Annotated in this window: 26 protein-coding genes, 1 tRNA gene and 1 pseudogene; 18 read left to right on the top strand and 10 right to left on the bottom strand. The window is 71.8% G+C overall.

Annotation, left to right across the window (positions count from 1 at the left end; all coding sequences use genetic code 11):
• Window positions 1-67 precede the first annotated feature (67 nt).
• The 3 genes from KOV94_RS15965 to ku all read right to left on the bottom strand — a co-directional run bounded on the left by KOV94_RS15965 (window position 68) and on the right by ku (window position 2667).
• Entirely contained in the window at window positions 68-349 is a 282-nt protein-coding gene (locus KOV94_RS15965; RefSeq protein ID WP_124341208.1) for an HU family DNA-binding protein, read from the bottom strand.
• A 144-nt stretch (window positions 350-493) separates the two neighbouring features.
• Window positions 494-1528: a PHP domain-containing protein gene (locus KOV94_RS15960; protein ID WP_218052589.1), complete on the bottom strand. Its 1035-nt coding sequence runs from the start codon at window positions 1526-1528 to the stop codon at window positions 494-496.
• Window positions 1525-2667 carry a non-homologous end joining protein Ku gene (gene ku, locus KOV94_RS15955; RefSeq protein ID WP_218052588.1) on the bottom strand — a complete coding sequence of 381 codons (1143 nt, stop codon included), beginning with the start codon at window positions 2665-2667 and terminating at the stop codon, window positions 1525-1527. The genes KOV94_RS15960 and ku overlap by 4 nt, the downstream gene beginning before the upstream one ends.
• A 102-nt stretch (window positions 2668-2769) precedes the next feature.
• Between ku and KOV94_RS15950 the strand changes: the two genes are divergently transcribed.
• From KOV94_RS15950 to KOV94_RS15935, 4 genes are all read left to right on the top strand, one after another.
• A complete protein-coding gene (locus KOV94_RS15950; protein WP_225916834.1) occupies window positions 2770-3696 on the top strand; it encodes an ATP-dependent DNA ligase in 927 nt (308 codons plus the stop codon).
• Between the two features lie 14 nt (window positions 3697-3710).
• Window positions 3711-4574 carry a non-homologous end-joining DNA ligase gene (ligD, locus tag KOV94_RS15945; RefSeq protein ID WP_225916817.1) on the top strand — a complete coding sequence of 288 codons (864 nt, stop codon included), beginning with the start codon at window positions 3711-3713 and terminating at the stop codon, window positions 4572-4574.
• 101 nt (window positions 4575-4675) lie between these two features.
• A complete protein-coding gene (locus tag KOV94_RS15940; RefSeq protein ID WP_218052586.1) occupies window positions 4676-5248 on the top strand; it encodes a Dps family protein in 573 nt (190 codons plus the stop codon).
• Window positions 5245-6423, top strand: a complete 1179-nt coding sequence (locus tag KOV94_RS15935) for an App1 family protein phosphatidate phosphatase (protein WP_124341214.1) — start codon at window positions 5245-5247, stop codon at window positions 6421-6423. Before KOV94_RS15940 ends, KOV94_RS15935 begins: the two co-directional genes overlap by 4 nt.
• A 117-nt stretch (window positions 6424-6540) precedes the next feature.
• Here the strand turns inward: KOV94_RS15935 and KOV94_RS15930 are convergent, their stop codons facing one another.
• Window positions 6541-6741, bottom strand: coding sequence for a hypothetical protein (locus tag KOV94_RS15930; protein WP_124341215.1), 201 nt, complete (start codon window positions 6739-6741; stop codon window positions 6541-6543).
• A 266-nt stretch (window positions 6742-7007) separates the two neighbouring features.
• Between KOV94_RS15930 and KOV94_RS15925 the strand changes: the two genes are divergently transcribed.
• From KOV94_RS15925 to KOV94_RS15915, 3 genes and pseudogenes are all read left to right on the top strand, one after another.
• On the top strand, window positions 7008-9800 hold the full coding sequence (locus tag KOV94_RS15925; protein WP_218052585.1) for a cellulose binding domain-containing protein: 2793 nt from the start codon (window positions 7008-7010) through the stop codon (window positions 9798-9800).
• 173 nt (window positions 9801-9973) lie between these two features.
• A pseudogene (mqo, locus tag KOV94_RS15920) lies at window positions 9974-11461 on the top strand (malate dehydrogenase (quinone)); the annotation flags it as partial.
• Window positions 11462-11469: 8 nt separating this feature from the next.
• The gene (locus KOV94_RS15915) at window positions 11470-11778 is read left to right on the top strand and encodes a hypothetical protein (RefSeq protein WP_124341218.1); all 309 of its coding nucleotides are present in this window, start codon (window positions 11470-11472) and stop codon (window positions 11776-11778) included.
• A 163-nt stretch (window positions 11779-11941) separates the two neighbouring features.
• Here KOV94_RS15915 and KOV94_RS15910 read toward each other — a convergent pair whose 3' ends face one another.
• The 3 genes from KOV94_RS15910 to KOV94_RS15900 are packed head-to-tail and all read right to left on the bottom strand — an operon-like array spanning window position 11942 to window position 13402.
• Window positions 11942-12313, bottom strand: a complete 372-nt coding sequence (locus tag KOV94_RS15910) for a DUF2277 domain-containing protein (protein ID WP_124341219.1) — start codon at window positions 12311-12313, stop codon at window positions 11942-11944.
• Window positions 12314-12323: 10 nt separating this feature from the next.
• Window positions 12324-12923, bottom strand: a complete 600-nt coding sequence (locus KOV94_RS15905; protein WP_218052584.1) for a methylated-DNA--[protein]-cysteine S-methyltransferase — start codon at window positions 12921-12923, stop codon at window positions 12324-12326.
• Window positions 12923-13402 (bottom strand): RNA polymerase sigma factor, encoded by a 480-nt coding sequence (locus tag KOV94_RS15900; RefSeq protein ID WP_218052583.1) that lies wholly within the window; start codon window positions 13400-13402, stop codon window positions 12923-12925. Before KOV94_RS15900 ends, KOV94_RS15905 begins: the two co-directional genes overlap by 1 nt.
• A gap of 110 nt (window positions 13403-13512) precedes the next feature.
• Here KOV94_RS15900 and KOV94_RS15895 point away from each other — a divergent pair, with 110 nt between their 5' ends.
• Together KOV94_RS15895 and KOV94_RS15890 are read left to right on the top strand one after the other, a co-directional pair.
• A complete protein-coding gene (locus tag KOV94_RS15895) occupies window positions 13513-14490 on the top strand; it encodes a pirin family protein (protein WP_218052582.1) in 978 nt (325 codons plus the stop codon).
• On the top strand, window positions 14487-14984 hold the full coding sequence (locus tag KOV94_RS15890; RefSeq protein WP_218052581.1) for a YbaK/EbsC family protein: 498 nt from the start codon (window positions 14487-14489) through the stop codon (window positions 14982-14984). The genes KOV94_RS15895 and KOV94_RS15890 overlap by 4 nt, the downstream gene beginning before the upstream one ends.
• Before the next feature lie 93 nt (window positions 14985-15077).
• Here KOV94_RS15890 and KOV94_RS15885 read toward each other — a convergent pair whose 3' ends face one another.
• Window positions 15078-15800 (bottom strand): anti-sigma factor family protein, encoded by a 723-nt coding sequence (locus tag KOV94_RS15885; protein WP_124341224.1) that lies wholly within the window; start codon window positions 15798-15800, stop codon window positions 15078-15080.
• Window positions 15797-16303, bottom strand: coding sequence for a sigma-70 family RNA polymerase sigma factor (locus KOV94_RS15880; RefSeq protein WP_124341225.1), 507 nt, complete (start codon window positions 16301-16303; stop codon window positions 15797-15799). Before KOV94_RS15880 ends, KOV94_RS15885 begins: the two co-directional genes overlap by 4 nt.
• A 158-nt stretch (window positions 16304-16461) precedes the next feature.
• Between KOV94_RS15880 and KOV94_RS15875 the strand changes: the two genes are divergently transcribed.
• Window positions 16462-16971, top strand: a complete 510-nt coding sequence (locus KOV94_RS15875) for a COG4315 family predicted lipoprotein (RefSeq protein ID WP_218052580.1) — start codon at window positions 16462-16464, stop codon at window positions 16969-16971.
• Window positions 16972-16974: 3 nt separating this feature from the next.
• Here the strand turns inward: KOV94_RS15875 and KOV94_RS15870 are convergent, their stop codons facing one another.
• Complete coding sequence (locus KOV94_RS15870; protein ID WP_124341227.1) at window positions 16975-17361, bottom strand: VOC family protein; 387 nt, start codon at window positions 17359-17361, stop codon at window positions 16975-16977.
• Between the two features lie 184 nt (window positions 17362-17545).
• Here KOV94_RS15870 and KOV94_RS15865 point away from each other — a divergent pair, with 184 nt between their 5' ends.
• The 8 genes from KOV94_RS15865 to KOV94_RS15830 all read left to right on the top strand — a co-directional run bounded on the left by KOV94_RS15865 (window position 17546) and on the right by KOV94_RS15830 (window position 25411).
• Window positions 17546-17875 carry a YciI family protein gene (locus KOV94_RS15865; protein WP_124341228.1) on the top strand — a complete coding sequence of 110 codons (330 nt, stop codon included), beginning with the start codon at window positions 17546-17548 and terminating at the stop codon, window positions 17873-17875.
• Window positions 17876-17960: 85 nt separating this feature from the next.
• Window positions 17961-18034, top strand: a tRNA-Pro gene (locus KOV94_RS15860).
• Window positions 18035-18216: 182 nt separating this feature from the next.
• Window positions 18217-18477 carry a helix-turn-helix transcriptional regulator gene (locus KOV94_RS15855; RefSeq protein WP_218052579.1) on the top strand — a complete coding sequence of 87 codons (261 nt, stop codon included), beginning with the start codon at window positions 18217-18219 and terminating at the stop codon, window positions 18475-18477.
• Window positions 18478-18504: 27 nt separating this feature from the next.
• Entirely contained in the window at window positions 18505-19689 is a 1185-nt protein-coding gene (locus tag KOV94_RS21360) for a tyrosine-type recombinase/integrase (RefSeq protein ID WP_308160597.1), read from the top strand.
• A gap of 373 nt (window positions 19690-20062) precedes the next feature.
• Window positions 20063-21079, top strand: coding sequence for a hypothetical protein (locus tag KOV94_RS15845; RefSeq protein ID WP_218052577.1), 1017 nt, complete (start codon window positions 20063-20065; stop codon window positions 21077-21079).
• 839 nt (window positions 21080-21918) lie between these two features.
• The gene (locus KOV94_RS15840; protein ID WP_218052576.1) at window positions 21919-22407 is read left to right on the top strand and encodes a hypothetical protein; all 489 of its coding nucleotides are present in this window, start codon (window positions 21919-21921) and stop codon (window positions 22405-22407) included.
• Window positions 22408-22524: 117 nt separating this feature from the next.
• Complete coding sequence (locus tag KOV94_RS15835; protein ID WP_218052575.1) at window positions 22525-24117, top strand: AlbA family DNA-binding domain-containing protein; 1593 nt, start codon at window positions 22525-22527, stop codon at window positions 24115-24117.
• 409 nt (window positions 24118-24526) lie between these two features.
• Window positions 24527-25411 carry a hypothetical protein gene (locus KOV94_RS15830; protein WP_218052574.1) on the top strand — a complete coding sequence of 295 codons (885 nt, stop codon included), beginning with the start codon at window positions 24527-24529 and terminating at the stop codon, window positions 25409-25411.
• Window positions 25412-25586: the final 175 nt, after the last annotated feature.

Genomic DNA, 25586 nt, shown 5'->3' with positions numbered 1-25586 from the left:
ATAGTGGACGCGCACGAGACAGGGCCGGGCCCGACCTCGACGGTCGGACCCGGCCCTGAGTCGGGTGTCAGCCCTGGACGGCGCGCTTGAGGGCGCTGCCCGCCGTGAGCTTCACGCGGTAGCCCGCGGGGATCTCGAGCTTCTCGCCCGTCTGCGGGTTGATGCCCGTGCGGGCCGAGCGCTCGGCGCGCGCGACGGCGAGGAAGCCGGGGATCGTCACGGACTCCCCTGCGGCGAGCTGCTCCACGAGGACCTCCTGGAAGGCCTTGAGGACCTTGTCGGCCTCGGCGTTGGCGGTGCCCGCCTTCGCGGCCACGGCCTGGACGAGCTCGGTGCGGTTGACGCTCACGAGATGTGTGCTCCTTGTTGACTCGGTTCCTGCGGACCCTGGACGGGCCTGGACCCGTCGGGCGCGCGGCGACACCGCGTGACCGGGGGCTGCGCAGACCCTAACGCGTCCACCCGTGCGCTTCCGCACGTCCGACCGGGCGTGTCAGCGGTGCGATCGCTCACGCAGCCGCTCGACGGGCCACGTCGTGATGACCCGCTCCGGGTCGATCGCGTGCTGCGCGGCCCGCTCGCACCCCGCCGTCAACCAGTCCAGCTGACCCGGCGCGTGCGCGTCGGTGTCGATGCTGAACAGGCAGCCGACCTCGACCGCGACCGCCAGCAGGTCGTGCGGCGGGTCCAGGCGGTCGGGGCGGCAGTTGATCTCCACCGCGACGCCGTGCTCGGCGCACTCCTCGAAGACCCGGCGCGCGTCGAACTCGCTCTGCGGGCGCTGCCGGCCCGTCAGACGCCGGCCGGTGCAGTGCCCGAGGACGTCCGTGCGGGGGTTGCGCACCGCCGCGACCATGCGCTCCGTCATCGACCGCGAGTCCATCCGCAGCTTCGAGTGCACCGACGCGACCACCACGTCGAGCTCGTCGAGCAGGTCCGGGTCCTGGTCCAGCGCGCCGTCGTCGAGGATGTCGCACTCGATGCCCGACAGGACCGTGAACGGCGCCACCGCGCGGTTGAGCGCCGCGACCTGCTCCAGCTGCGCGCGCAGGCAGGGTGCCGACAGGCCGTTCGCGACCGTCAGCCGCGGCGAGTGGTCGGTGATCGCGAGGTACTCGTGCCCGAGGTCGAGCGCCGCCAGCACCATCTCCTGGATCGGCGTCGCGCCGTCGCTCGCCTCGCTGTGCGCGTGCAGGTCGCCGCGCAGCCGCTCCCGCAGCGCCGCGACCGCAGGCTCCGGCGCCTCCCCGGCCGCCGCCTCCGCCTCCAGCCGCTCCAGGTACTCGACCGGCTTCCCGCGCACGACCAGCGACACGACCTCGGCCGTGCGCGCCCCCACCGACGGCAGGTCCGTCAGCGCGCCCGCCTTCGCGAGCGCCACGACACGGTCCGGCGCCGTCCGCTCGACCGACGACGCCGCCGCCCGGAACGCCTCGCTCCGGTACCCGCTCGCCTGCGCGCGCTCCAGCAGGAACGCGATCCGGCGCAGCGCCGCGACCGCGTCGTCCCGCAGCGCCGCAGCCGTCACGACGCCTTGCGGCGCGTGCGGCGCGGCGTCGGCTCGTCGCCCTCGGCCTTGGACGTGGCCTTGGCAGCGGGCTTCGCCTTCGCGCCGTCAGCCGCCTTCGCGCTCCCGGAGGACTTCGCGCTCCCGGAGGACTTCGCGCTGCTCGACGACGTCGTCCCGCTCGACCTGGTCCCGCTCGACGCCTTCGACGTCGACGCCTTCGTGCCCGAGGACCTCGACGACCGCGCGCCGGTCGACCGCTTCGCACCGCCGTCCGACGCGTCCTCGTCACCCTCGTCGACGTCGTCCGTCCCCGTCCGCGCCCGCGACCGCGGCTTCTCCTCCGCCGCCGGCTCGCCCGCCCCGCCCCGCGTGCCTCGCGCCTTCTCGACGCTGCGCTGGAGCGCCGCGAGCAGGTCGACGACCTCGCCACCGCCCGACTCCCCCTCCTCGCCCGCGGGTGCCGGCACCGCACGCGTGTCGCCCGTCTGGATCTTGGTCTCGATCAAGGTCTCCAGCGCCGCCGAGTACCGGTCCTCGTACTGCGTCGGGTCGAAGTCGGCCGCCAGGGAGTCCACCAGCGACGACGCCATCGCGAGCTCCTGCGGCTTGACCGACACGTCCCCGTCGAGGATCGGGAAGTCCGCCGCCCGCACCTCGTCCGGCCACAGCAGGATCTGCATGCAGATCACCTTGTCCCGCACCCGCAGCACCGCCATCGACTCGCGCTGCCGGATCGCGACCTTCACGACCGCCATCCGGTCCGCCTGCTCGAGCGCACCGCGCAGCAGCGCGTACGGCTTCGCCGCCGTCTTCTCCGGCTCCAGGTAGTACGTCTTGCCCAGCAGGATCGGGTCCACCTGCTCCGCCGGCACGAACTCCATGACCTCGATCTCGCGCTCCGTCGACAGCGGCAGCCGCGAGAAGTCCTCGTCCGTCAGCACCACGAGCTCGCCGTCGTCGGTCTCGAAGCCCTTCGCGATCTCCCGGTACTCGACCTCCTCGCCGTCGATGCTGCACACCTTCCGGTACCGGATCCGGCCACCGTCGGCCTTGTGCACCTGGTGCAGGGTCACCTCGTGCTCCCCCGTGGCCGCGTACAGCCGCACGGGCACGTTGACCAGCCCGAAGGCGACCGCGCCCTTCCAGATCGCTCGCATCGTCGACCACCTCCGTCGGTTCGGCGGCACCGCCTGCCGGGCACGCCCCGGCGAGCCCGCGACGGACGCGGACCACCTGGGCAGGATGGACCCGTGGAGCCCATGCTCGCCACCCCAGCAGCCCGGACGGGCGCACTTCCGCGCGGGCCGCAGTGGGCCTACGAGGTCAAGTGGGACGGCGTGCGGGCGCTCGCGGACACCACCACGGGCGTGCTGCGGCTGTGGAGCCGTGGCGGTCGGGACGTCACCCCGGCGTACCCCGAGCTCAGCGGGCTCGTCGACCTGCCGGGCACGGTGCTCGACGGCGAGGTCGTGCTGCTCGACGGCGGGCGACCGTCGTTCGCGGCGCTCGCCGAGCGCATGCACGTGCGGGACCCGCGCCGCACAGCGGCCTTCGCCCGGTCCCGGCCGGTCACGTACCTCGTGTTCGACGTGCTGCGCGTCGCGGGCGCCGACGTCACGTCGCGCGCGTACGACGAGCGACGCGCGCTGCTCGACGGGCTGCCGCTTCCTGATCGCGTCCAGCTCTCCCCCGTGTACCCGGACGGCGACGAGCTGTGGGCCGTGACCGCGGAGCACGGCCTCGAGGGCGTCGTCGCGAAGCGGCGGTCGTCGGTCTACCGGCCGGGCGTGCGCTCGGCCGACTGGGTGAAGTCGGCGCACCAGCACCACCGCACGGCGCTCGTCGTCGGGTGGCGCGAGGAGACGTCGGGCAGCGGGCGGCTGGGCGCGGTCCTGCTGGGGGCGCACGACGCCGACGGGCGGCTGCGCTACCTGGGTCGCGCAGGCAGCGGGCTCACGGGCGCGCTCGCGACGGCGCTGCACGCCGCGGTGACCGCGCAGCCGCGCGACACGTGCCCCTTCGACGACGACGTCCCACCGCTCGACGCGCGCGGCACACGCTGGTGCGCGCCCGTGGTGGTCGTCGACACGCGCTACCTCAACCGCACCCCGACGGGCCGGCTGCGCCAGCCCGTCGTCCGGGGCGTGCGGACGGACACCGACCCCGACCCCTGGGAGCAGCAGTGACGCCGGATCGGCAGATGGTCGAGGTGGACGGGCGGCAGGTCCGCGTGACCCACCTCGAGAAGGTCATGTACCCCGGCACGGGGACGACGAAGGCCGAGGTCATGAACTACCTCGTGCGGGTCGCACCGGCGCTGCTGCCGCAGCTGCACGAGCGGCCCGTCACCCGGATCCGTTGGCCCGACGGCGTCGCGGGCGAGAAGTTCTTCGAGAAGAACGTGCCGCGCGGCGCACCGGACTGGCTGCGCCGGCAGACGCTGCCCGCGGCGCCGAACAACGACGACGGCGAGGGCACGATGCTCGACCTGCCGTTCGTCGACGACCTGGCCGGGCTCGTGTGGTGCGCCAACCAGGGCGCGCTCGAGCTGCACACTCCGCAGTGGACGGTCGGGCCGCGCGGCGGGGTGCGGAACCCCGACCGGCTCGTGATCGACCTCGACCCGGGTGCGCCCGCGGGCCTCGACGAGTGCGCCCAGGTCGCGCACCTCGTGGCGGACCGGCTGCGCGAGGACGGCCTGGACGAGACGGTCCCGGTGACGTCGGGGAGCAAGGGGATGCAGCTCTACGCACGCCTGCCCGGCCGGAGGACCGCGCCGGAGGTCCGGCAGTACGCGCGCGACCTCGCGTTCGCGGTCGCGAAGCAGCACCCGTCGCTCGTCGTCGCGGTCATGCGCAAGGACGTCCGCGGGGGCAAGGTGCTCATCGACTGGTCGCAGAACCACCCGGCCAAGACGACGATCACGCCGTACTCGCTGCGCGGCCGTGACGAGCCGCGCGTCGCGGCCCCCCGCTGGTGGGACGAGATCGGTCCCGGGCTCGCGCAGCTCGGTCCCGACGAGGTGGCGGAACGGCTCGACCGCGACGGCGACCCGTTCGGGTGACCGGCCGTTCCGCTGGCGAGGGGGCCGGTCCTGCGGCAGCGTGGACGGACACCCGGGCAAGACCTCGCCCGGTGGTCACGAGCTGAAGGAGGAGTCCCCTCATGGCACGTTCGCTGCCCAAGTACACGGTCCCGTCGCTCACGCCCGAGGACGGCGCGAAGGTCGCCGAGATCCTCCAGCAGCGGCTCAACGCGCTCAACGACCTCGCCCTCACGCTCAAGCACATCCACTGGAACGTGGTGGGCCCGCACTTCATCGCGGTGCACGAGATGATCGACCCGCAGGTCGACGCCGTCCGCCTCATGGTCGACGCGATCGCCGAGCGCATCGCGACCCTCGGCGTCGCCCCGGTCGGCACGCCGGGTGCGCTCGTCAAGGCGCGCAGCTGGGACGACTACTCGATCGGCCGGGACAGCGCGATCGCGCACCTCGGCGCGCTCGACGAGGTCTACGTCGGCGTCATCACGGACCACCGCCAGGCGGCGAAGGACACCGAGGAGCTCGACGACGTCACGAACGACCTCCTCATCGGCCACCTGCACGAGCTCGAGCTGTTCCACTGGTTCGTGCGCGCCCACCTGGAGTCGGCGGGCGGTGCGCTGAGCACCGCGTCGGCCGAGGGCGAGAAGGCGTCGGCGGACAAGGCCCGGGCGAAGGACAAGGCATCGGCATGACGACCCGCACGGAGCACCCCGCGGACGACCGCGCGGTGCTCCGTGCGGCACGTCCGGGCCACCGTGCCGTGGGCGCGGGATCGCAGCCGCCGAGCCCGACGCGCCGCCTGCACGTCGCGGCCCGGCTCGAGGACGCGTTCGACCGCGCCGTCGCGCACCAGATGCGCCACCGGGGCTGGACCGTGCGGATCGAGCCGTTCGCCGGCTACGGCGCCCCGGGCTGGGTCCGGGTCATGGCGCGCACGCTCCTGGCACCGCCCGAGGTCCCGGACCACGAGCTGCCGGGGGCCGGCGCCGACGCGCACATCGACGCGGCCGAGCCGCCGTCGACGCGCGGCTGGCGTTCCTTCGCGACGGCTCAGGTCGCGGGCGTGGCGCTGCACGTGCGCGTGGGCGGCCACGAGCACTCCGTCGTGTCGGACCGCGGGGGCTACCTCGACGTCCGGCTCGAGTCCGACCTCGAGCCGGGCTGGCACCACGTCGAGCTCACGACCGAGGACGGCACGAGCGCGCAGGCGCCGGTGCTGGTGATCGACCCGGCCGTCCGCGTCGGCCTCGTGAGCGACATCGACGACACGGTCATGGTGACCCGCCTGCCGCGTCCGCTGGTCGCGGCCTGGAACGTGCTCGTGCGCAACGAGGACGCGCGCGAGCCCGTGCCCGGCATGGCCGAGCTGTACGCGGAGCTGCGCCGACGTCACCCGGGCATGCCGGTGGTCTACCTGTCGACGGGTGCCTGGAACGCGGCGCCGGCGATCTCCCGGTTCCTCAAGCGGCACGGCTACCCGGCCGGTCCTCTGCTGCTCACCGACTGGGGCCCGACGAACACCGGCTGGTTCCGCAGCGGCCGTGCGCACAAGGTCGCGCAGCTGAGGCGCCTCGTGCACGAGCTGCCCGACGTGCGATGGGTCCTCGTCGGTGACGACGGCCAGCGCGACCCGGAGATCTACGCGGGTGCGGCGACGCACCACCCGGACCACGTGCGCGCGATCCTGCTGCGGCAGCTCACCTTCAGCGAGCACGTGCTCGCGCACGGCCTGCCGGCGCCCACCCCGGAGTCACGGGCGGCCGAGCGTGCCGCCGCGGCGGCGCCGGACGGCATCCCGGTCCTGCAGGCTGCCGACGGGTACGAGCTCCGTCGCGAGATCGGCCCGGAGGGCATCGCCGGCGGCTGAGCCGGTCCGGCGCCCACGAGGTGAGGCTCCCCACCGAGAGCGGCACCTGCGTGCCGTGCCCTCGGCGGGGAGCCTCATCGGCGTCGGGGACGCGGTCCGGCCGGGCGTCGGAGCCCGTCAGAGGCGCTGCGGGTCGTCCCAGTCCTCGCTGCTCGCGATGGCCTCGTCGTCGGCCTCGATCTCGACCGCGTGCAGCGACCGCGGGGCCCGCGTCGGGTCGCCGCCCGAGCGTGCGTCCGCGGCGGCCAGCTCGGCCTCCGGGAGCGGGGGCTCGGCGAGGTGCTCGGCGGCGGGGTCGGAGGTCAGGTCGCGGCTCATGGGAGGTTTCTACCGCTGCTCCTCCCCCGTCGCACCTGCGGACCACCGGCTGACCCGCACCGCGTCGCGGGCTGGACGCGGGCCGGGCCCTCCCGGTCGGGTGGCGTGCGAAAGGTTTCGTCCCCTGACCCGCTCTCGAAGCGCTTCGATACCGTGCGGCCACCCGTCGTCCGGCGCCCTCCCGAGGCCGTCCGGCTGCGGGGTCGACCGGCCGGGCAACCCTCGCCCGGCGGGCACACCACCGCCTTCACGAAGGAGTGCAGCGGATGCGCGTCCCTGCTCGAACCTCCCCCGTCAGACCCGGCCGCCCGCCACGACGCCTCGCCGGCGCCGTCCTCGCAGCCGCACTCGTCACCGGCGCCGGCACGGCCGTCGCCCTCGGCTCCCCCGCGACCGCGGCCACCCCGTCGTACACGTGGGGCAACGTCGAGGTCGTCGGCGGCGGGTTCGTCCCCGGCATCGTCTACAACCAGTCGGAGAAGGGCCTCGTCTACGCCCGCACCGACATCGGCGGGGCGTACCGCCTCGACCAGGCGACTCAGCGCTGGGTCCCGCTGCTCGACCACATCGGCTGGGACGAGTGGAGCCACACCGGCGTCCTGAGCCTCGCGACGGACGCGGTGAACCCCAACAGGGTCTACGCGGCCGTCGGCACCTACACGAACTCGTGGGACCCGCAGAACGGCGCGGTCCTGCGGTCCTCGGACCGCGGGGAGACCTGGCAGAAGACCACCCTGCCGTTCAAGGTCGGCGGCAACATGCCCGGCCGCGGCATGGGCGAGCGCCTGCAGGTCGACCCCAACGACAACCGGGTCCTCTACCTCGGCACCGAGAGCGGCAACGGGCTGTGGCGCAGCACCGACTCGGGCGTCACGTGGGCCAAGGTCAGCTCGTTCACCAACCCCGGCACCTACGTGCAGGACCCCACGTCGACCAACGACTACCTCACGAGCAACCAGGGCGTCGTGTGGGTGACGTTCGACCCGTCGAGCGGCACCAAGGGTTCGCCGACGAAGACGATCTACGTCGGCGTCGCCGACAAGGAGAACACCGTCTACCGGTCGACCGACGCGGGTGCGACGTGGCAGCGGATCCCCGGCCAGCCGACCGGGTACATCGCGCACAAGGGCGTCTACGACGCGAAGGGCAAGCAGCTCTACCTCGCGACCAGCGACACGGGCGGCCCGTACGACGGCGGGCACGGCGACGTCTGGCGCCTGGACACCACGACCGGCACGTGGACGAACATCTCCCCCGTCCCGTCGTCCAGCAGCGACCAGTACTTCGGCTACTCGGGCCTGACGATCGACCGGCAGGACCCCGACACGCTCATGGTCGTCACGCAGATCTCCTGGTGGCCGGACATCATCGTGTTCCGCAGCACCGACCGGGGCGCGACCTGGAGCCGGATCTGGGACTGGGCCGGCTACCCGAACCGCGACCTGCGCTACGACCTCGACTACTCGGGTGCGCCGTGGCTCACGTTCGGCAAGACGTCCGCGCCCGTGGGCGAGCCGCTCGTCAAGCTCGGCTGGATGACGGAGTCCTTCGAGATCGACCCGTTCGACTCCGACAAGTTCCTCTACGGCACCGGCGCGACGGTCTACGGCGGCAGCAACCTCACCGCGTGGGACACGGGCGGGAAGGTCAAGATCGGCGTCAAGGCGCAGGGCATCGAGGAGACGGCCGTGCTCGACCTCGCCGCTCCGCCGGGACCGGTCGAGCTGATCTCCGGGCTCGGTGACGTGGGTGGGTTCGTGCACACCGACATCACGAAGGTGCCGGCGCAGATGTACACGCAGCCGTACCACGGCTCCGTGACGGGCGTGGACTTCGCCGAGGCGAAGCCCGCGACGATGGTCCGCGTCGGGCAGGCCGTCGACGGGACCGTCGAGTCGCACATCGGCGTCTCGACCTCGTCCGGCTCGTCGTGGTGGGCGGGCCAGCAGCCGGCGGGCGTGACCGGCGGCGGGACCGTCGCGATGTCCGCCGACGGCGGCACGATCGTCTGGAGCCCGGCCGGGACCGGCGTGCACCGCTCGACGACGCTCGGCTCGTCGTGGACCGCGTCGACGGGTGTCCCCGCGGGTGCGCGCGTCGAGGCCGACCGCGTGAACGCGCAGAAGTTCTACGCGTTCGGCGACGGCCGGTTCTACCGGTCGACGGACGGCGGCGCGTCGTTCACCGCCTCGGCCGCGACCGGCTTCCCGACCACCGGCAACATCCGGTTCGGCGCGGTGCCCGGCCACGAGGGCCACGTCTGGCTCGCAGGTGAGACCGGCCTGTGGCGGTCGACCGACGCGGGCGTGACGTTCACGAAGCTCGCCGGGTTCGAGGACGGCGGCGCGGTCGGGTTCGGCAAGGCGGCCCCGGGCGCGACGTACCCCGCGATCTACACGACGTCGAAGCTGAACGGCGTGCGCGGCTTCTTCCGCTCGACGGACGCGGGTGCGACGTGGGTGCGGATCAACGACGACGAGCACCAGTACGCCTGGACGGGCGCCGCGATCACCGGTGACCCCGACGTGTTCGGGCGCGTCTACGTCGGGACCAACGGGCGCGGGATCGTCGTGGGGAACAGCTCGGGCACCGAGCCGACGGTGACCCCGACGCCGACCGTCACGCCGACGGTGACGCCCACGGTCACGCCGACGCCGACGGTCACGCCGACCCCGACCGTCACGCCGACGGTGACGCCCACCGTCACGCCCACGCCGACGGTCACGCCCACGGTCCAGCCGACCGGCTGCTCCGTGCGGTACACGACGAACGACTGGAACACGGGCTTCACGGCGTCGGTCCGGGTCACCAACAACGGCTCGGCGCCGATGAACGGGTGGACCCTCGCGTTCACGTTCCCGTCGTCGCAGCAGGTGACCAACGGGTGGTCGGGCAGCTTCACGCAGACCGGCCAGTCCGTCGTCGTGACGAACGCGCCGTGGAACGGCACGATCGCCGCGAAGGGCAGCGTCGACATCGGGTTCAACGGCTCGCACGCGGGCAGCAACCCGAAGCCGACGGTGTTCACGCTCAACGGGACGGCCTGCACGGCGGGCTGAGGCCCGCGACCAGCACCGACGTCCACCGCACCACCTGACGGGGGCGGCGGGCCGCGCACCACGGCGGCCCGCCGTCCCCGTCGGTCGTCCCACGACCTGTCTGAAGTCATGGGACGAGAGAGACGAAGGTCACACGTTCCTCGCTGTAGAGATTCTCGACGTCGACATACGCTCGAATCGTGGCGCATCGCGAAGAGACAGTGGACGTCGTCCTCGTCGGCGGCGGGATCATGAGCGCGACCCTGGCCGCGCTCATCACGACGCTCGAGCCGACGTGGACCGTCGAGATCCACGAGCGCCGGGCCGAGGTCGCGACCGAGTCGTCGAACCCGTGGAACAACGCGGGCACCGGCCACGCCGCCCTCTGCGAGCTCAACTACACGCCGCAGCGCGCCGACGGCTCGATCGACATCTCCAAGGCCGTCACGATCAACGAGCAGTTCGAGCTCTCCCGCGAGCTCTGGAACCACCTCGCGACGAACGGCCGCCTCCCCGGCGGGACCGGCTTCCTGTCCTCGACCCCGCACATGACGTTCGTGCGTGGCGCGGCGAACGTCGAGTACCTGCGCCGCCGCTGGGAGACCCTGCGCGCGCACCCGCTCTTCTCCGACCTCGAGTTCAGCGCGGACCCGGCCACGATCGCCGACTGGGCGCCGCTCCTCGTGGACGACCGCGACCCCGCCGAGCCCGTCGCCGCGACGCGCGCGACCTCCGGCACGGACGTCGACTTCGGCGCCCTCACGCGCTCCATGCTCGACGACGCCCAGGCCCGCGGTGCCCGCCTGCACGTCGAGAGCGAGGTCACGCGCCTGCGCCAGGGCCGCGACGGCGCCTGGACGCTGCGCGTCAAGGACCGCCGCTGGAACGGCAACCGCAAGGCCCGCCGCGTGCGTGCACGCTTCGTGTTCATCGGCGCCGGCGGCGGCGCGCTGCCGCTGCTGCAGAAGTCGGGCATCCCCGAGGCCAAGGGCTTCGCGGGCTTCCCGATCAGCGGGCAGTTCCTGCGCACCACCAACCCCGAGATCGTCGCCCGGCACCAGGCGAAGGTGTACGGCAAGGCCGACATCGGCGCCCCGCCCATGTCGGTCCCGCACCTCGACACGCGCGTCGTCGACGGCGGCACCGCGCTGCTGTTCGGCCCCTACGCCGGCTGGAGCATGAAGTTCCTCAAGCACGGCTCGTGGCTCGACCTGCTGCGGTCGATCCGCCCCGACAACCTCGTCCCGATGCTCGCCGTCGGCGTGCGCAACCTCGACCTGCTGAAGTACCTGATCAGCGAGGTCACGGCGACGGACACCGACCGCCTGCGGACGCTGCGAGCGTTCATGCCGACCGCGCACCCGCGCGACTGGGAGCTCATCACCGCCGGCCAGCGCGTGCAGGTCATCAAGCGCGACCGGAAGAAGGGCGGGGTGCTCGAGTTCGGCACCGAGCTCGTCACCTCCGCGGACGGCTCGATCGCCGGTCTCCTCGGCGCCTCCCCCGGCGCGTCGACGGCCGTCGCGACCATGCTCGACCTGCTGGACCGCTGCTTCCCCGAGCGCGTCGAGGGCTGGCGCCCGCAGCTGCGTGCGATGATGCCGTCGCTCGGCGGCGCGCACTGGGACGAGTCGTTCGAGCTCGACCAGCTCGTCGACGAGCGGGTCGCCACCGACCGCTGAGGAACGCCATGACCGTCCACGACGCGGCGACGCCGGTCGTGCCGGTGAGCGCCGAGATGCGCCGCGCCAAGGTGCGCGCCGCGACCGACCACACCACCGTCGGGCTCGTCGACACCACGTCCGACGGGCGCGTCACCATCGCGTGCGCGTGCGGCATGCAGCTCACCAACGGCCCGACCTGGACGCTCGACGAGCACATCCGGCTGCACCGGGCCGAGGCGCGCTTCCTCGCGCTCTCCGCCGTCGCTCCCCCGGGGATCCCGCGGCTCGTGAGCGCGCACGTCGTCGCCGGCGAGGGCACCGACCCGCTGTCCTGACGCCTCGCCGGTCTCGGCGACGACCGCTCCGCCCGCTCTCCGGTGGCCGGTCGTGTGGCGGGCCGGTCGTCGGCCGTGTGGAGGGACCGTCGCGTCAGGCGCACCACACCTTCCACGCCACGTCACCCACCGCGTCGCTCGACGCGGTCGGTCGGGATGCCGGTCAGCGGGCGGCCGCGACCTCGTCGAGGTCGTCGTGCAGGTCGTCGTCCTCGTGCGTGTGCGGCAGGCCGAGCTCGTGCGCCCGCTCGTGCGCCTCGCGCGCGGCGATCCGCTCGGCGATGCGCGCCTGGACCTCCGGGCGGCGCAGCGGCGGCACGGTCGCGGGCGGCTGGCGTCGGGCGGGCAGCTCGTCGAGCAGGCGCGCGGTGATCGCCGCGATCTCGGCCACCGCGGCCTCGAACGGGTCGCGCGTCGCGTCGCTGAGCGACTGGACGCCCGTCACCTTCCGCACGTACTGGCGGGCGGCCGCCTCGATCTCCTCGGTCGTCGCGGGCGGCTCGAGCCCGCGCAGCGTCGTGATGTTCCGGCACATGCGCCCGACGCTACGCCGCACGTCCGACTCGCGCCTCCAGCTCGAGCAGCACGTGCTTCGCGGCGTCGCCGCCCGCGTACCGGCCGGGGCTGCCGTCGGACCGCACGACGCGGTGGCACGGGACGACGAGCGGCACGGGGTTGAGCGCGCACGCGGTGCCGACCGCGCGGACGGCACGCGGGCTGCCCGCGGACGCCGCGACCTGCGCGTACGACGCCGTGCGCCCGTACGGGATGTCCGGCAGGTGCTCGACGACCGAGCGGCGGAAGCCCGCGGTCAGGCGCAGGTCGACCGGGACGTCGAACGTCAGCCGTGACCCGGCGAAGTACTCGTCGAGCTCACGCGCCACGTCGTCGAGCGCGCCTGGGGCCTCGAGCACGCGCGGGCTGACCCGCACCGCCAGGTCCTGGAGCACCGCGTCGTGGTCCTGGACGGCGAACGCCACCCGCACGACGCCCGCGGGCGTGCGCGCCAGGAGCAGCGGCCCGAGAGGGCTGTCGACCGTGCGGTAGGCGACGTCGAGCAGCCCGTCCTCGGCGGCCCGTGCCACGAGCCCGGCGCGCAGCCGCACGAGGTGCTCCTCGGTCCCCGGGGTTCGTCCGTCCGTCATCACTGCTCTCCCTCCTCGGCGAAGCGCGGGTACGTGCGGCGCAGTGTCGCGACCCCGTCGGCCGCCGCCCGTCGCGCCGCGGCCGACGTCCCGCCGAGCAACGACGCCACCTCGTCGTACGGCAGCCCGCCGAGGTGGTGGTAGGTCACCGACCGCCGCTGCTTGTCCGGCAGCGCGGCCAGCGCGGCCCACAGGTCCAGGTCGCGCCCGTCGGCCGGCGCGGTGCGCTCGGGCAGCTCGGCGACCGGGACGGCCTGCCGGGTGGCGCGACGGACAACGTCGATCGAGCGACGCCGGGCGATCGTGACGAGCCACGCCTCGACGTTCGCGTCGGCCGGCAGGTCCGGGTAGGCGCGCAGCGCCGACAGGAACGTCTCGGACCACGCGTCGTCGGCGTCGACCGGTCCCAGCACCGACCGGCAGACGCGCAGCACCGTCGCGCCGTGCTCCACGACGACCCGCTCGAACGGTTGCTTCACGCCCACAGTGTGCAGACGTCCGGGGCGCGCCGGGTGTGAGGTGCCACCGACGGGTCGGCGTGCCAGGCGTGGTGCTCCCGACCGGTCGGGGTGTCAGGCACAGTGGAGCCATGACGAACCTGGAGGTCCGCCCGGAGGAGGCGCTGTGCGAGGCGCTCGGGATGCGCGGCCCCGTCGCCGAGCTGCACGAGGCACGCGAGGTCCCGCTCGGCGGCGTGCGGGCGATGCAGGTGCGCCGGACCCTCCCGCAGCGTGCGCTCCCCCTGGTCGGCGCGTGGTGCTTCCTCGACGAGATGGGCCCGCAGTCCGTCGACATGCGCGTCCTCCCCCACCCGCACACCGCGCTGCAGACCGTGACGTGGCCGCTCGTGGGCGAGATCCTGCACCGCGACTCGGTCGGGTCCGAGGTCGTCGTGCGACCCGGGCAGCTCAACCTCATGACCGCCGGCCACGGGGTCGCGCACTCGGAGTTCACGCTCGGCGACGCCGCGCCTCTCCACGGGGTCCAGCTGTGGGTCGCGCTGCCCGACGACGTCATGGACGGCGCGCCGTCCTTCGAGCAGGTCGCAGACCTGCCGGTGTGGGAGGCGCACGGGGCACGCGCGACGGTCTTCGTCGGCGGGCTCGACGGCGCCCGGTCACGCGCGCGCGTGCACACGCCGCTGCTCGGCGCCGACGTCGTGGTCGAACCCGGTCACGACGTGGTGCTTCCGCTCGAGCGCGGGTTCGAGCACGCCGTCCTGGTGCTGGGAGGTCGGGCGCTCGTCGCGGGTGTCGACGTCGCGCCCGGGCCCCTCCTGTACCTCGGCGACGGCCGTGACGAGGTGACGGTGCGTGCCGGTGCCGAGGGTGCGCGCCTGATGCTGCTCGGCGGCGAGCCGTTCGCGCACGACCTCGTCATGTGGTGGAACTTCGTCGGCCGGTCGCACACCGACATCTCCGCCGCGCGCGCCGCGTGGGAGTCGCCCGACGCCGCCGAGCGGTTCGGTTCGGTCGTCGGCCACGGACCCGAGCGCATCCCTGCCCCCGCCCTGCCCAACGTGGGGCTGCAGCCGCGCCGCCGCCGTCACCGACCGGAGAACCCGTGACCGAGACCCTGCCCCCGTCCGCCCGCCGCGTCGCGGACGCCCTCCGTGCCGCCGGTGTCGCCGGGCAGGTCACCGTCCTGCCGGACTCCGCGCGCACGGCCGCCGAGGCCGCCGCCGCGCTCGGCTGCCCCGTCGGCGCGATCGCGAACAGCCTCGTCTTCCTCGCGGACGGCGAGCCGCTGCTCGTGCTGACCAGCGGCCGGCACCGCGTCGACACCGTCGGGCTCGCGCAGCGGCTCGGGCGTGAGCGGATCTCCCGCGCGACACCCGAGCAGGTGCGCGCCGCGACCGGTCAGGCGATCGGCGGCGTCGCACCCGTCGGGCATCCGGCGCCGTTGGAGACGGTGGTCGACGTGGCCCTCGACGAGCACGCGCAGGTGTGGGCCGCGGGCGGGACGCCGCACTCGATCTTCCCGACGACGTTCGACGAGCTCGTCGCGATCACCGGAGGCACGCCGCTGGTCGTGGCCGACGACGAGGTCGCGACGGGCTGAGCGCCGGGCGGCGGCACCCGTGCGGGAGCGACCTTCCCCCTGTCGCGGCCGCCGCCGGGCGGTCCAGGGCGGGCGCGACGGTGACGACGCCCGTCAGGTCATCGCCGCGGCCAGCGGGTCGTCCGCGCCCTGCAGGCGGATCTCGACGCGCGCGATGTCGTCGGCCGGGATGCTCGACGACGCCCCCAGCCCGCGCGCCTGGCCGCTGTGCGACGACCACGTCGCGACGACCGTCGCCGTGCCGTCGCCCTCGACGAGCACGAGCTCGTACACGAGCGTGTAGTCGGCCGGCGGCGCCGGGTACTCGCACGACCAGTCCAGGCGCGTGCCCCAGTTCTTCTGCTGCATCGTGAGGTTCGCGGTCACGTCGACACCGCCCACCGGCCGCAGCGCGAGGTGCGCGGCCTGCGCGGTCACCGGTGCGGGTGCGACGGTGCGTGCGACCCATGCGCCCCCGACGGCCGCGACGAGGGCGACCGCGGCGGCCGTCGCGATCGTCGCCAGCCGGCGGCGACGGCGTGCCGAGCGTGCGCGCCGGGCGACGGCCGCGAGGTCCACGACCTCCGCCTCGGTGAGGTCGGACGGCTCGGGGGCCAGGAGCGCGACGGCCTGCTCGGGCGGCAGGGCCCGCAGGAGGCCCGGCATCCCGGCGAGCTCGGCGACCCGGTCCTGGCAGGCGTCGCAGACCGCCAGGTGCTCCTCGAACCGTCGACGGTCCGACGGTCCGAGCGCCCCCAGCACGTACGCCGCGTCCCACTCGCGGAACGGGTCGTCCGCGGGCAGGTCGGGCCGGTCGGCGCTGTCGCGGCCGGTCATGACGTCACCCCTCTCTCCTGCAGCGCGAGCCGCAGCGCGCGCAGCCCGTAGTGCAGCCGCGACTTCACGGTGCCCTCCGGGATCTGGTTCTCGCGGGCGAGCTCCGCGACCGACCGCCCCCCGTAGTACGCCCCGACGACGACGGCGCGGTGCTCGGCGGACAGGCCCGTGAGCGCGTCCGCGACGAGCCACGCGTCGAGCACGGCCTGCGTGCCGTCGGGCGTCGGGACGTCCGGCGTCTGCTCCGTCATGTGCTCGCGCACGTGCCGGGCGCTGCGCCGGTCGTCGATCACGAGGTTGCGCGTCACCCGGTACAGCCAGGCGCGCGCCGCGTCGTCGTCCCGCGCCATCACCTCGGGATGCCGCCACGCGCGCACCATCGCCTCCTGCACGACGTCCTGCGCGAGCTCGTGGTCGCCCGTGAGCCGCACGACGTAGTGGTGCAGCGGTCGCGCGTAGGCCGCGTGCAGGGCGCGCAACAGCTCGTCCGCGTCGTCGTCCACGCGCACCCCACCTCCCCGTCCTGTCACTCACACCACGGAAAGCACCGGCCCCGGGTTCAGGTGAACCCGAGACCTCACCCGCCCGTGGACTCCACGGGGAGCCCGCGACACCGCACCACCCGGGCGCGGTCCCGCTCCCCCGGGGAAAGGGGACCACCGTGCGACGCTCCATCCTGCTCACCACGCTCGGCCTCGTCGCGACCGCCACGCTGGTCGGCTGCTCGGGTTCCGGCGACGACGACACCGGTGCCCAGACCGAGGCGACCACCGACGAGATGACGGAGTCGACACCGTCCGACGACGGTTCGGCGGGCGCGGCCGACCTCATGACGGCCGACACGAGCCTCGGGTCGGTCGTCGTCGACAAGGACGGCATGACCGTCTACTACTTCCTCAAGGACACCCCCGGCTCCGGGACGAGCGCGTGCACGGGCGACTGCCTCACGGCCTGGCCGCCCGTCTACGCCGAGTCCGAGGACGTGGTCGCCGACGGCGTCACCGGTGAGGTCGGCACCATCGAGACGCCCGACGGCGAGTACCAGGTCACGATCGACGGACGGCCCGTCTACCTGTTCGCGCAGGACGAGGCGCCCGGCGACGTCAACGGTCAGGGCGTGAACCAGGTCTGGTACGCGGTCGCGCCGGACGGGTCGCAGGTCGGCCCGTGACGCTCAGCCCTCCGCGCCGGTCTCGACGTTGAGGATGTTGCCGTCCGGGTCCGCGAACCAGGCCGCCTTCATCTCGCCCGAGACCAGCACCCCGTCCTGCCACGTGCCCTCGGGCACCTCGAAGGTCTGGAAGCCGACGCCCCGGTCGCGCAGGTCCGCGACCTCGGCGTCGAACCGGTCCGCCGACAGCTGGAAGGAGATCGCCGTCGCCTGGTTGGTGCCCGCGTACCCCGACGGGTACACGAGGAACGAGCCGCCCCCGGACCGGTACATCACGCCCTCCGCGGCGTCCCCCGCGCTGGTGAACCCCAGCGTGGTCTCGTAGAACGCGCGCGCCTTCTCGAGGTCCGTGACCGCGAGGACGGGGATGGCGTCGAAGTCGGAGAGCATGACGGCCTCCTGGGCGGGCCAGACGACCCTCGGCTGGCCGGCGGCTCGACGCTAGGACCGGGCCGTGACAGGGTCAATCGCGCTGCACGGACGTGCACGTTGTCGATCCTGTCGCGGCCCGCGCGTCATGGGGTCGTCCGCCGGGCCACCGCCGCCCGGTTCCTGCGAGCGACGGAGAACCACCATGCGCTACATGCTGCTCATCTGCACCGACCCGACCGGCGAGCCGTACACCCCCGAGGGCGACCGCATCCAGGAGTGGCTCGACGAGACCGGGTCCGCCCGCCTCCACGGCGACCGCCTGCGTCCCGTGTCCGACGCCCGCACCGTCCGTGTCCGCGGCTCCGAGACCCTCGTGTCCGACGGTCCCTTCGCCGAGACGGCCGAGCACATCGCCGGGTACGACGTCGTCGAGTGCGAGTCGCTCGACGACGCGCTGCGGATCGCGGCCGGTCACCCCATGGCCCGCTTCGGGCGCGTCGAGGTGCGGCCGTTCTGGCCGTTCGAGGGCTGAGGCGTCCCGACGCGCGGTCGCGAAACGGGTGGACGGCCACCCCGCCCCGGTGAGGTAGAGTTTCCGAGGCCCCTGCGGGGGCCATCGGGCTGTGGCGCAGCTTGGTAGCGCACTTGACTGGGGGTCAAGGGGTCGCAGGTTCAAATCCTGTCAGCCCGACGCATCAGGCCTGGTGAGACGGTGTCTCACCAGGCCTGAGGAGTCTCTGGACATGGTCCATCCCGCGTTTATCCCGCGTTTTCGGCTCACGAGCACCGTCGCGGGAGCGTCAACGTCGAGCTGGGCGCGCAGCGCCGCGCACTGCGTCGCGACATCTGAGCGGGGTGCGCACACCTGTCTGCATGACCACGCAGACCCATCTCCCGAACGACGTCGCCGGCCCGAACTCGACGGTCCCGGGCCTCGAACCGCTGCTGAGCATCGACGCGCTGGCCGAGTACGTCGGCGTGCCGGTGGTCACGATCTACCGCTGGCGCACAGAGGGCAAGGGGCCGTGCGCCCTGCGCATCGGCCGGCACCTGAAGTTCCCGTTGTCATCCGTGCAGACCTGGCTCGACAGCGTCCGGGAAGCCTCGCCAGGGACGTATCCCGCTGGGCGGTGAGCGGACGTGCCTAGGTCACGCCTCGCGGTGGGCGCCTTCGGCGAGATCTCGACGCAGCAAACACCCGGCGGCCGGTTCCGAGCCCGGGTGCGCTACCGGGACGGTCATGGCCGCTACCGCCAGCTCGAGTCGACCGGCGGCAGCCGGGCCGACGCGCGGCGGCGGTTGCAGCTCAAGATGACGACGGTGTCCGACGAGCTCGAGCCGACGAGCGAGATCACGGGCGCGACCGCGTTCGCGGACCTCGTGGCGTACTGGCTTGCGGCTCTGGAGGCCGAAGGCGAGCTGGCGATCAGCACGCGTGAACGCTACGCGTGGGAGGCCGAGCACCTCCTGCTGCCGGCGTTCCGGGACTTCACCATCCGCGAGATCACCGTGGCCCGCGTGGAACGCTGGCTCACGCAGCAGCGCGCGTTCAGCTACGCCCGTGCCGTGCACTCGAAGAAGATCCTCAGCCTGGTGATGAGCCTTGCGGTGCGGCTCGAGGCGATCGACCGGAACCCGGTCCAGAGCACGCGCCGGCTCAAGCGGCCTGCGCGAGCTCCCATGGCCCTGGAAGCCGTCGAGCTCGACGTCATCCGCGATGCCGTCGCGTCGTGGCGACGGAACGGAACACCGAAGGGCCCGAGACCCGACGGTCAGCTCGAGGCGATCATCGAGGTCATGGTCGGTACCTCGGCGCGCATCGGTGAGGCGCTTGCTCTCCGCGTATGCGACCTCGACCTCGACGTCGAGCAGCCGACGATCCGGATCGCCGGCACGATCGTCTCGCCCAAGAGCCGGCCGACGTACCGACAGGACCACCCGAAGTCCGCGAAGTCTGTACGCCGGGTCGCCGTCCCGTCCTTCACCGTCAAGGCTGTGCGCAAGCGCCTCGCTGTCACGGGGCCACTACCGCAGGACCACCTCGTCTTCTTCAGCCGCAACGGCACGCCCCTCGCGACCGCAAACGTTCGCCGCCGACTACGGGAGGCGCTTCAGTCCGCGGGGGTTGCGATGGTGACGCCGCACGCGTTCCGTCGCACGGCCGCTACGGTCGTCGACAAGCACGGCGGGCTCGACCTCGCAGCTGAGCTCCTCGGCCACACGTCGACGGCTATCACGCGGCTCCACTACATCCAGCCGGATGAGCAGGTCGACGCACGAACCGCCGAGATCCTCGAACACTTGGCGCCCGGCAGCGGTCGCCCACCCGAGGCCCGTCCCTCATGACCTCGTCGTACGTGCGCTCCGACAGAGGCGAGGCTAGGGCTCGACCCCTGCTCCCTCGATTCGGGGCGACGCCTATGCGTGCAGGGGCAGATTTCGTCTGCGCTCCGCTCGTGGTGTCGTTCTACAGCTTGGCCAGCCTGATGACCGAACTCTCGGCGTCCACCGGCACCGACTTGTGGCAATGGACAGCGACTGCGACGGTTGTGGTGTTCGGGAGACGTACGCGTTGGCGACAGCGGCGTCATCGGCCCTCTCATCGCACCCTGAACTCAACCCGGCAGTATGGTCGCCGCAGTACCATCCCCAGCGATGAATCGCTTGCGGGACACTGCAGCGCAGCGCAAAGGCAACACCTTAGGTGAGGGAGGGACGGTTGACGCAGGTCGAGTACGGCCATCTTGGCAAATTCATCGCCTCGGTCGGGTTGCTGTTGATCGGCGCGTCGGCCGTAATCCACTGGGCCATCGTCGGCGAGATCGCGACGTTTGAAATCACGCGATCTGAACTTGCTTCACTTACACCCGTCGCACGGGAATCCCTATTGCAGAGACAAGACCAGCTGGCCTTCATTAACGACTGGTATCAGCCTTTATGCGTCGCCCTTGCCGTCCTTGGGCTCCTTTGCTTACTCTACGGATTTCTGCTGTGGCGACCTCAGCAAGCCGCTGCAGACAAGTTGGCCAAGGCCCAAGCGGTCGAGGCGTACAAGGCGCTGCAAGATGCTTCGAGCGAAGCCAGGAAGCAGAAGGTAGCGCAAGAAGCCGAGGAGGGCCGGGAGGCAGAGCTGAGTCGCCAGCCGACCTCTGATTCCGTCTCCCGCACGCCAGGTTCGGATGGCGAGCTGGCCACTCCGGGGTCTTCTCGACCTGAGGGTGGGGCCACAGCACCACCGCACCGATCGCGGGCGGACTACATGGCGGAGTACAGCCAGGTAGAGGCGCAACTGATCAGTCTTCTGAAGCGCGCGCTCCAACCGAACTATCTCCTGCGAGGCGATGTGCGCGTGTCGTCGGACGCCACGGCGACGCGTCATGGTGTCGCCGACTTGGTAGCAATCTCTACGAAGAACGATTTGCCAGACCTAGTGTTCGAAACGAAGTACTTGCGGGTAGGGTCGGACATCAGGAGACGGATTCGAGAGGCCGCTCTCACTGCGCAAGAATTGGCCCGGAGTCTCGAACGATCGCAGCCAGCACGCAAGATCGTTCCTGTTGTCGCGATCGCGTGGGAGGATGGCGTCCCTGCCGCGGCGCGGGTAGAGGCCGAACAGTCGCTCGCTCGAACTGGCGTGATTGCCATCTCTTCGTTGGTAAGCGCAATCGATTCGCTCGATCCGGCAATGACGTGGAATGGATTGCACCAAGCTCTCCAGGGAGCAATCGCAAACTGACGGGCTGGAGTCGGCGCGCGGAGCCCCCGCCGCGGCGTGCCTGACGGCGACCTTCAGGCCTCCATCGAACGGCTGCTCGCACTCGAGCACCTCCCCCTCGAGGTCGGTGAAGACGTTCCCCCACTGGTCGGATCGAGACCGCCGCGACGAGCCCACCACCATGCAGATCACGCGGTGCGAACGAGTCGCTCGCCGGTGTCCCCAGCGGAACGGACCGCGCTTCGCGCCAGGTTGACGCCGTCGTCGTGTCACGACCTGCGCCGGGCATCATCCAGTTCAACGTCTCCAGGAGATAGCGTTTAGCGCTCGAGCACTCCGACCGCGGAGGAGCCGACGACGCCCGGGAATCGAGCATGTGAAGTGGTTCGCCGAGGCCGTTCGTCGCAATGTCCTCAACCGTGGTCTTTTGCGAGCTGCTGCTGACCGACGAGGTCGAGGCGACTAACAGACCAGCACGTTGCTCGGCCCCACCTGATCCCGCGGCACCGTTGGCTGGCAGACGACCTTGCGGCCGCCCTCCGCCAAGCCGCCGTCGACGGTGACATCCTGCCGATGGACGTCTCCAAGAGCGAGATGGAGGCTGTAGTTCTTGTTGCCTGACGGACGGACTGCAAACTGCAGTGGCTGCTCGATCGCAACTGGACCTCGTCGGAATCTACGAGAACCACTTCCGCCGCCCCGCCGCGCCGGCGTGTCAACCGGGCATCGCGCTCGAGCCCGTCCCTTCGCCCGGCGCCGGGCAGTGATGGAGGACGAGCAGAAGTCTGCTCGCGCCCATCGCGCGTCGCGCTTCGCGGTTTCGCTCTCGCCTCCCGTTCTCGACCGCTAGCGTCTCGGCCGTGGAGTTCCCTACTGACGTCCAGGTCGCGCTCGTCGGTCTCGGTGGCGCCTTTCTCGGTGGTCTGTTGACGGTCGGCTGGCAGGCGATCTCAACGGCCCTATCGAACCGCCGGGCGGACAAGGAGGCGCGTCGTGCCGAACGCAAGGATCTCTACATCGAGGCGCTGTGGGGCTTGCGCGCGGTGCGTCGCGAGATGCGCGAGTCGTTGTTCGCTGAGCAGCGGGCGCACGCAGAGGGAGAGACGCATGTCCCGCCTGACCCCGCCGAATGGTGGAAGCTCGAACGGCTCGTCTTCGAGGTCGGCCTCCTGGGCGACACCGGGGTGTTTGAGGCCTTAAATGATGCCGCGGAGACATATCGAGAATGGGTAATGAGTCTCGGTTCCACGGAGGGAGACGTTATAACCTGGTCCGTGATCGAGCCGAAAATGAACGCGCTTGAGCCGCCGCTTCGGAGGGCGATCCGCGACGACCTTGGCATCGACTGACATGACCACAGCCTCGCTTCGCGGCTTAGGCGAGGGCGCCATGCACCGTTGTGACTGTCCGTTCTGGAACACTCGCACGACCGCGCTCGTGGATCGCCGGCTGAGAGGATCGATCCTGTGACCGAGCTGTTTGCCGTCGACGGCACCGTGAATGACGAGAAGCTGACAGAGCTCTTGGCTGTCGGGCACGAGACCCAGCACCTCGACTACAAGCGTGGGTGGGATCTGTCGAAGTCGGAGGCTGGGCGGAAGTCTCGGCTCGAGCTCGCTGTCTGCGTGGCGGCGTTCGCCAACACGCGGCTTGGTGGGTACATCGTCGTCGGTGCCGACAACGACGGCTCACTCGACCACGACGAACCGCCAATCGATCCACGGCAATTCGACGAAGCGAACCTCTCGCAGATCGTCGAATCCTTCATCTCCGGCACGGTGACACTCCACGTCAAGGTTCACGAGCGGGCCGCACGCCTCGTCGCCGTGATTTTCGTTGGCCCGACTCAAGATCGGCTCCCGGTGATCTTCACCAAGGAGGGAACGGTCGAGCCGCAGAACCCACGCTCTGCGGTCATGTTCCGCCCCGGCCAGGTGTACGTCCGCCGCGGTACGAAGTGCGTCCCTGCTGAACACCGCGACTGGGCTGAGGTCCTCGCCCGGCTCGTTGATCAGATCCGTGCCGAGGCTCGTGAGGTGGCAAGCGACGAGATACAGCAGATCATGGCCGCGACGCCACCCACCAGTGAACGAGCGCTTCGGTTGGCCGTCGACTTCGACAGTGAGCCGCGTGCCTTCGCGGACACTCTCGCCGAATCTGCGCAAAGCGAGAGCTTTGGGCGGCTGCTGCGCCGTCGCGTTCGCGCGACCGCCTGGCATCGCGAGGATCCGAACGACCTATCGGCGGTCCTGCCGATGCTCGACCGACTGTTCATCGCTGGCGCCCACGCGATCCTCGAAGACGATGAAGGGTTGCTCAACACCGTTCTGACGTGCATGGTCGACCTCTACCGTCGCCCGATGAAGGAGCGGGCTGGCGACCTCGCGGGCGCGCTCCTTTGGCGAACGATTGCAGCCGGAGCGATGGCTCTGGGGGGCCTCGCCGTGCGAGAGGAGGCGTGGGCGTTCGTCGGCAAGCTCGCGATGCCACCCGACCTGAGTCCTGTGCGAGAGTTCGAGGGCTCGTCCCGCTACCAGTCATGGATTCGCCACGCCAGCACGATGGCTTCTAGAGCACACCTTCTTGGCGCCGTCGATCAGCCACTACCCGGCGCGCTGATCCGTTTCGCACGCGTGAAGGCGGGCGAACTCCCACTCCTGGCCGACGACGTCACTGGTGGAGCATCGTTCGAACTCCATGGACCGATCCTCGACCAGGACGCCGTACTCGACTCGCTGTGCCAGTTCGACTTCCTCTGGTGCACATTGGCGCTTCTCGCTGACCCCTCGCACGCCGGCTTCCAGACGCTTCCCGGCTTCGCAACGTTTTACGCCCACCGCACGGTGCCTGTGATTGAGCAGCTCGTCGACAGGTCCTCGCTCAGGTACGAGCTCCGTACGGCACTAGAGCCGGAGTGGGCGAACGCGCTCATAGCGCTTGACGACGTGGCGACTCGCTACGGCCAGAGCACCGTCGGCTGGGCATGGAGCATGCACGGATCGCCAAGCGTCCAGCAGTTCATCGCGGAGTGGGGTCCGACGTCCCCCGGGCTCGCCTGATCGGTCGGGCTAGTCCGGGCCCGGCCGCCGATAGGCCATGCATCGGCCCCGGGCAGAGCTTGGGCGCCATGAAGGACGGCATGGCGGACGATGCGGAGTGGGCCGCGAGTGTCGTCCCACTGAGGCGACAGTGTAATCGGCGGTTATCCGCGACCCTTTCGGCGACCATCGCCACAATCGCGTCGACGAGCTCTCGGTTGTTGTTGCTGCGAAGGCTCTGCACCCAGGCCGCACGTGGGTCGCGCTCGAGGTGACACCCACGGCCCGGAGCGTGCGACCTAGACGAGGGAGCCCGTGCCCCGTGGTCGACAGACGGACGTGCCCTTGAATGACGTCGCGGTGACGCGTTGATGACGTGCGCAGACGCTGGACAGTCGCGGGCTCGCCGTCAGCGCTGCGTCTAGCGCGCGTGAGCAGTGTCGCTTCCGACGACAGTTCGGAGGCCACAATGAGTACGAGCTTGCGCGGCCAGCCGCCGCAAACGTCCAGGGACCACGCATCGCTGCTTGCGGCGCTCGGCCGCATCGATGTCGAGGGCTGGGACGGACCGAGCGCGACGGAGCTCCTGACGTTCGTCCGAGTCCAGATCGCTCGCCCGCTCGCCATCGACGTGGGTCTGCGCGGCCTCGCCGCGTCGCAAGCAGAGGCTTCGGCGTGGCAGGCGGCGTGGATCGCGATGACGAAGCCGGCGCTCCGGCGTGCCGAGTCGCCGTGGGGCGTCGTCTGGCGCGCGGCCAAGCGAGCAGCGCTGGGTGAGGTGATCGCGGCCCGGTACGGCAAGGTCGAGCGTCGAGCATGGGAGCTGCTGCGCCCGGCGGACGGCTCGGCGCCCGTCCGGCTGCCGCTCAGCCTCGACGTCCTCCTGGAGAACGGCTGGGAGGCTGCGACGCCCGAGCCCGCGGCCGGCGAGCTCCTCCCGGTGATCGACTGCGTCGTCTCGGCGCTCGTCGAGAACGGGTGGCCCGACGAGGAGGCCCGGCGGATCGTCCGCGCGGTCGTCGACCTTCCCGACGCCTCGAACGATCCACGCTCAGGAGCGCTCGGCTGGCGGCACATGGCTCGCGACCTCGATCTCCCGCCGTGGCAGGCGCGTCGTCTGTGCGTGGCGCTGCGTGGGACGGCGACATGGTCCGGTCTGATCGCGAGGATCCTGCGTGACGGTCCGGCCGCAGCCGCCACGCCACCGATGCGCGCCGCCCTTCGTTCGACCCGCGTACGCCGACACCGGTCCCCCGTGCTCGCCGCGGAGCGAAGTGGCGCGCCGCTCGACGGTCCACAGCCCGCTTCGCGGTGAGCCTGTCCACAGATCCGACCGGATCAGCGGCGCGCGTTGGCAGACTCGTGGCACACCTGCACCTATGACGACGTCCACGATGCTCTGGGACACGTGCCCAAGATGCGCGCGTCGCGCCGAAGGGTGTGCAATGGGCGCTCCGACGCAGTCGTCGAGCCGGTTCGCGGGCGCGCGA

This window comes from Cellulomonas algicola, from assembly GCF_019024305.1.
Taxonomy (GTDB): domain Bacteria; phylum Actinomycetota; class Actinomycetes; order Actinomycetales; family Cellulomonadaceae; genus Cellulomonas; species Cellulomonas algicola.
The sequence above is the reverse complement of the archived record's forward strand: the minus strand, read 5'-3'. Positions and strand labels throughout refer to the sequence as shown.

What these genes read in the sequence shown, in the direction of transcription:
- ku (WP_218052588.1), bottom strand. Translation starts at nt 2,667, where the DNA reads ATGCGAGCGATCTGGAAGGGCGCGGTCGCCTTCGGGCTGGTCAACGTG.
- KOV94_RS15950 (WP_225916834.1), top strand. Translation starts at nt 2,770, where the DNA reads ATGCTCGCCACCCCAGCAGCCCGGACGGGCGCACTTCCGCGCGGGCCG.
- ligD (WP_225916817.1), top strand. Translation starts at nt 3,711, where the DNA reads ATGGTCGAGGTGGACGGGCGGCAGGTCCGCGTGACCCACCTCGAGAAG.
- KOV94_RS15940 (WP_218052586.1), top strand. Translation starts at nt 4,676, where the DNA reads ATGGCACGTTCGCTGCCCAAGTACACGGTCCCGTCGCTCACGCCCGAG.
- KOV94_RS15935 (WP_124341214.1), top strand. Translation starts at nt 5,245, where the DNA reads ATGACGACCCGCACGGAGCACCCCGCGGACGACCGCGCGGTGCTCCGT.
- KOV94_RS15930 (WP_124341215.1), bottom strand. Translation starts at nt 6,741, where the DNA reads ATGAGCCGCGACCTGACCTCCGACCCCGCCGCCGAGCACCTCGCCGAG.
- KOV94_RS15925 (WP_218052585.1), top strand. Translation starts at nt 7,008, where the DNA reads ATGCGCGTCCCTGCTCGAACCTCCCCCGTCAGACCCGGCCGCCCGCCA.
- KOV94_RS15915 (WP_124341218.1), top strand. Translation starts at nt 11,470, where the DNA reads ATGACCGTCCACGACGCGGCGACGCCGGTCGTGCCGGTGAGCGCCGAG.
- KOV94_RS15910 (WP_124341219.1), bottom strand. Translation starts at nt 12,313, where the DNA reads ATGTGCCGGAACATCACGACGCTGCGCGGGCTCGAGCCGCCCGCGACG.
- KOV94_RS15905 (WP_218052584.1), bottom strand. Translation starts at nt 12,923, where the DNA reads ATGACGGACGGACGAACCCCGGGGACCGAGGAGCACCTCGTGCGGCTG.
- KOV94_RS15895 (WP_218052582.1), top strand. Translation starts at nt 13,513, where the DNA reads ATGACGAACCTGGAGGTCCGCCCGGAGGAGGCGCTGTGCGAGGCGCTC.
- KOV94_RS15885 (WP_124341224.1), bottom strand. Translation starts at nt 15,800, where the DNA reads ATGACCGGCCGCGACAGCGCCGACCGGCCCGACCTGCCCGCGGACGAC.
- KOV94_RS15870 (WP_124341227.1), bottom strand. Translation starts at nt 17,361, where the DNA reads ATGCTCTCCGACTTCGACGCCATCCCCGTCCTCGCGGTCACGGACCTC.
- KOV94_RS15865 (WP_124341228.1), top strand. Translation starts at nt 17,546, where the DNA reads ATGCGCTACATGCTGCTCATCTGCACCGACCCGACCGGCGAGCCGTAC.
- KOV94_RS15855 (WP_218052579.1), top strand. Translation starts at nt 18,217, where the DNA reads ATGACCACGCAGACCCATCTCCCGAACGACGTCGCCGGCCCGAACTCG.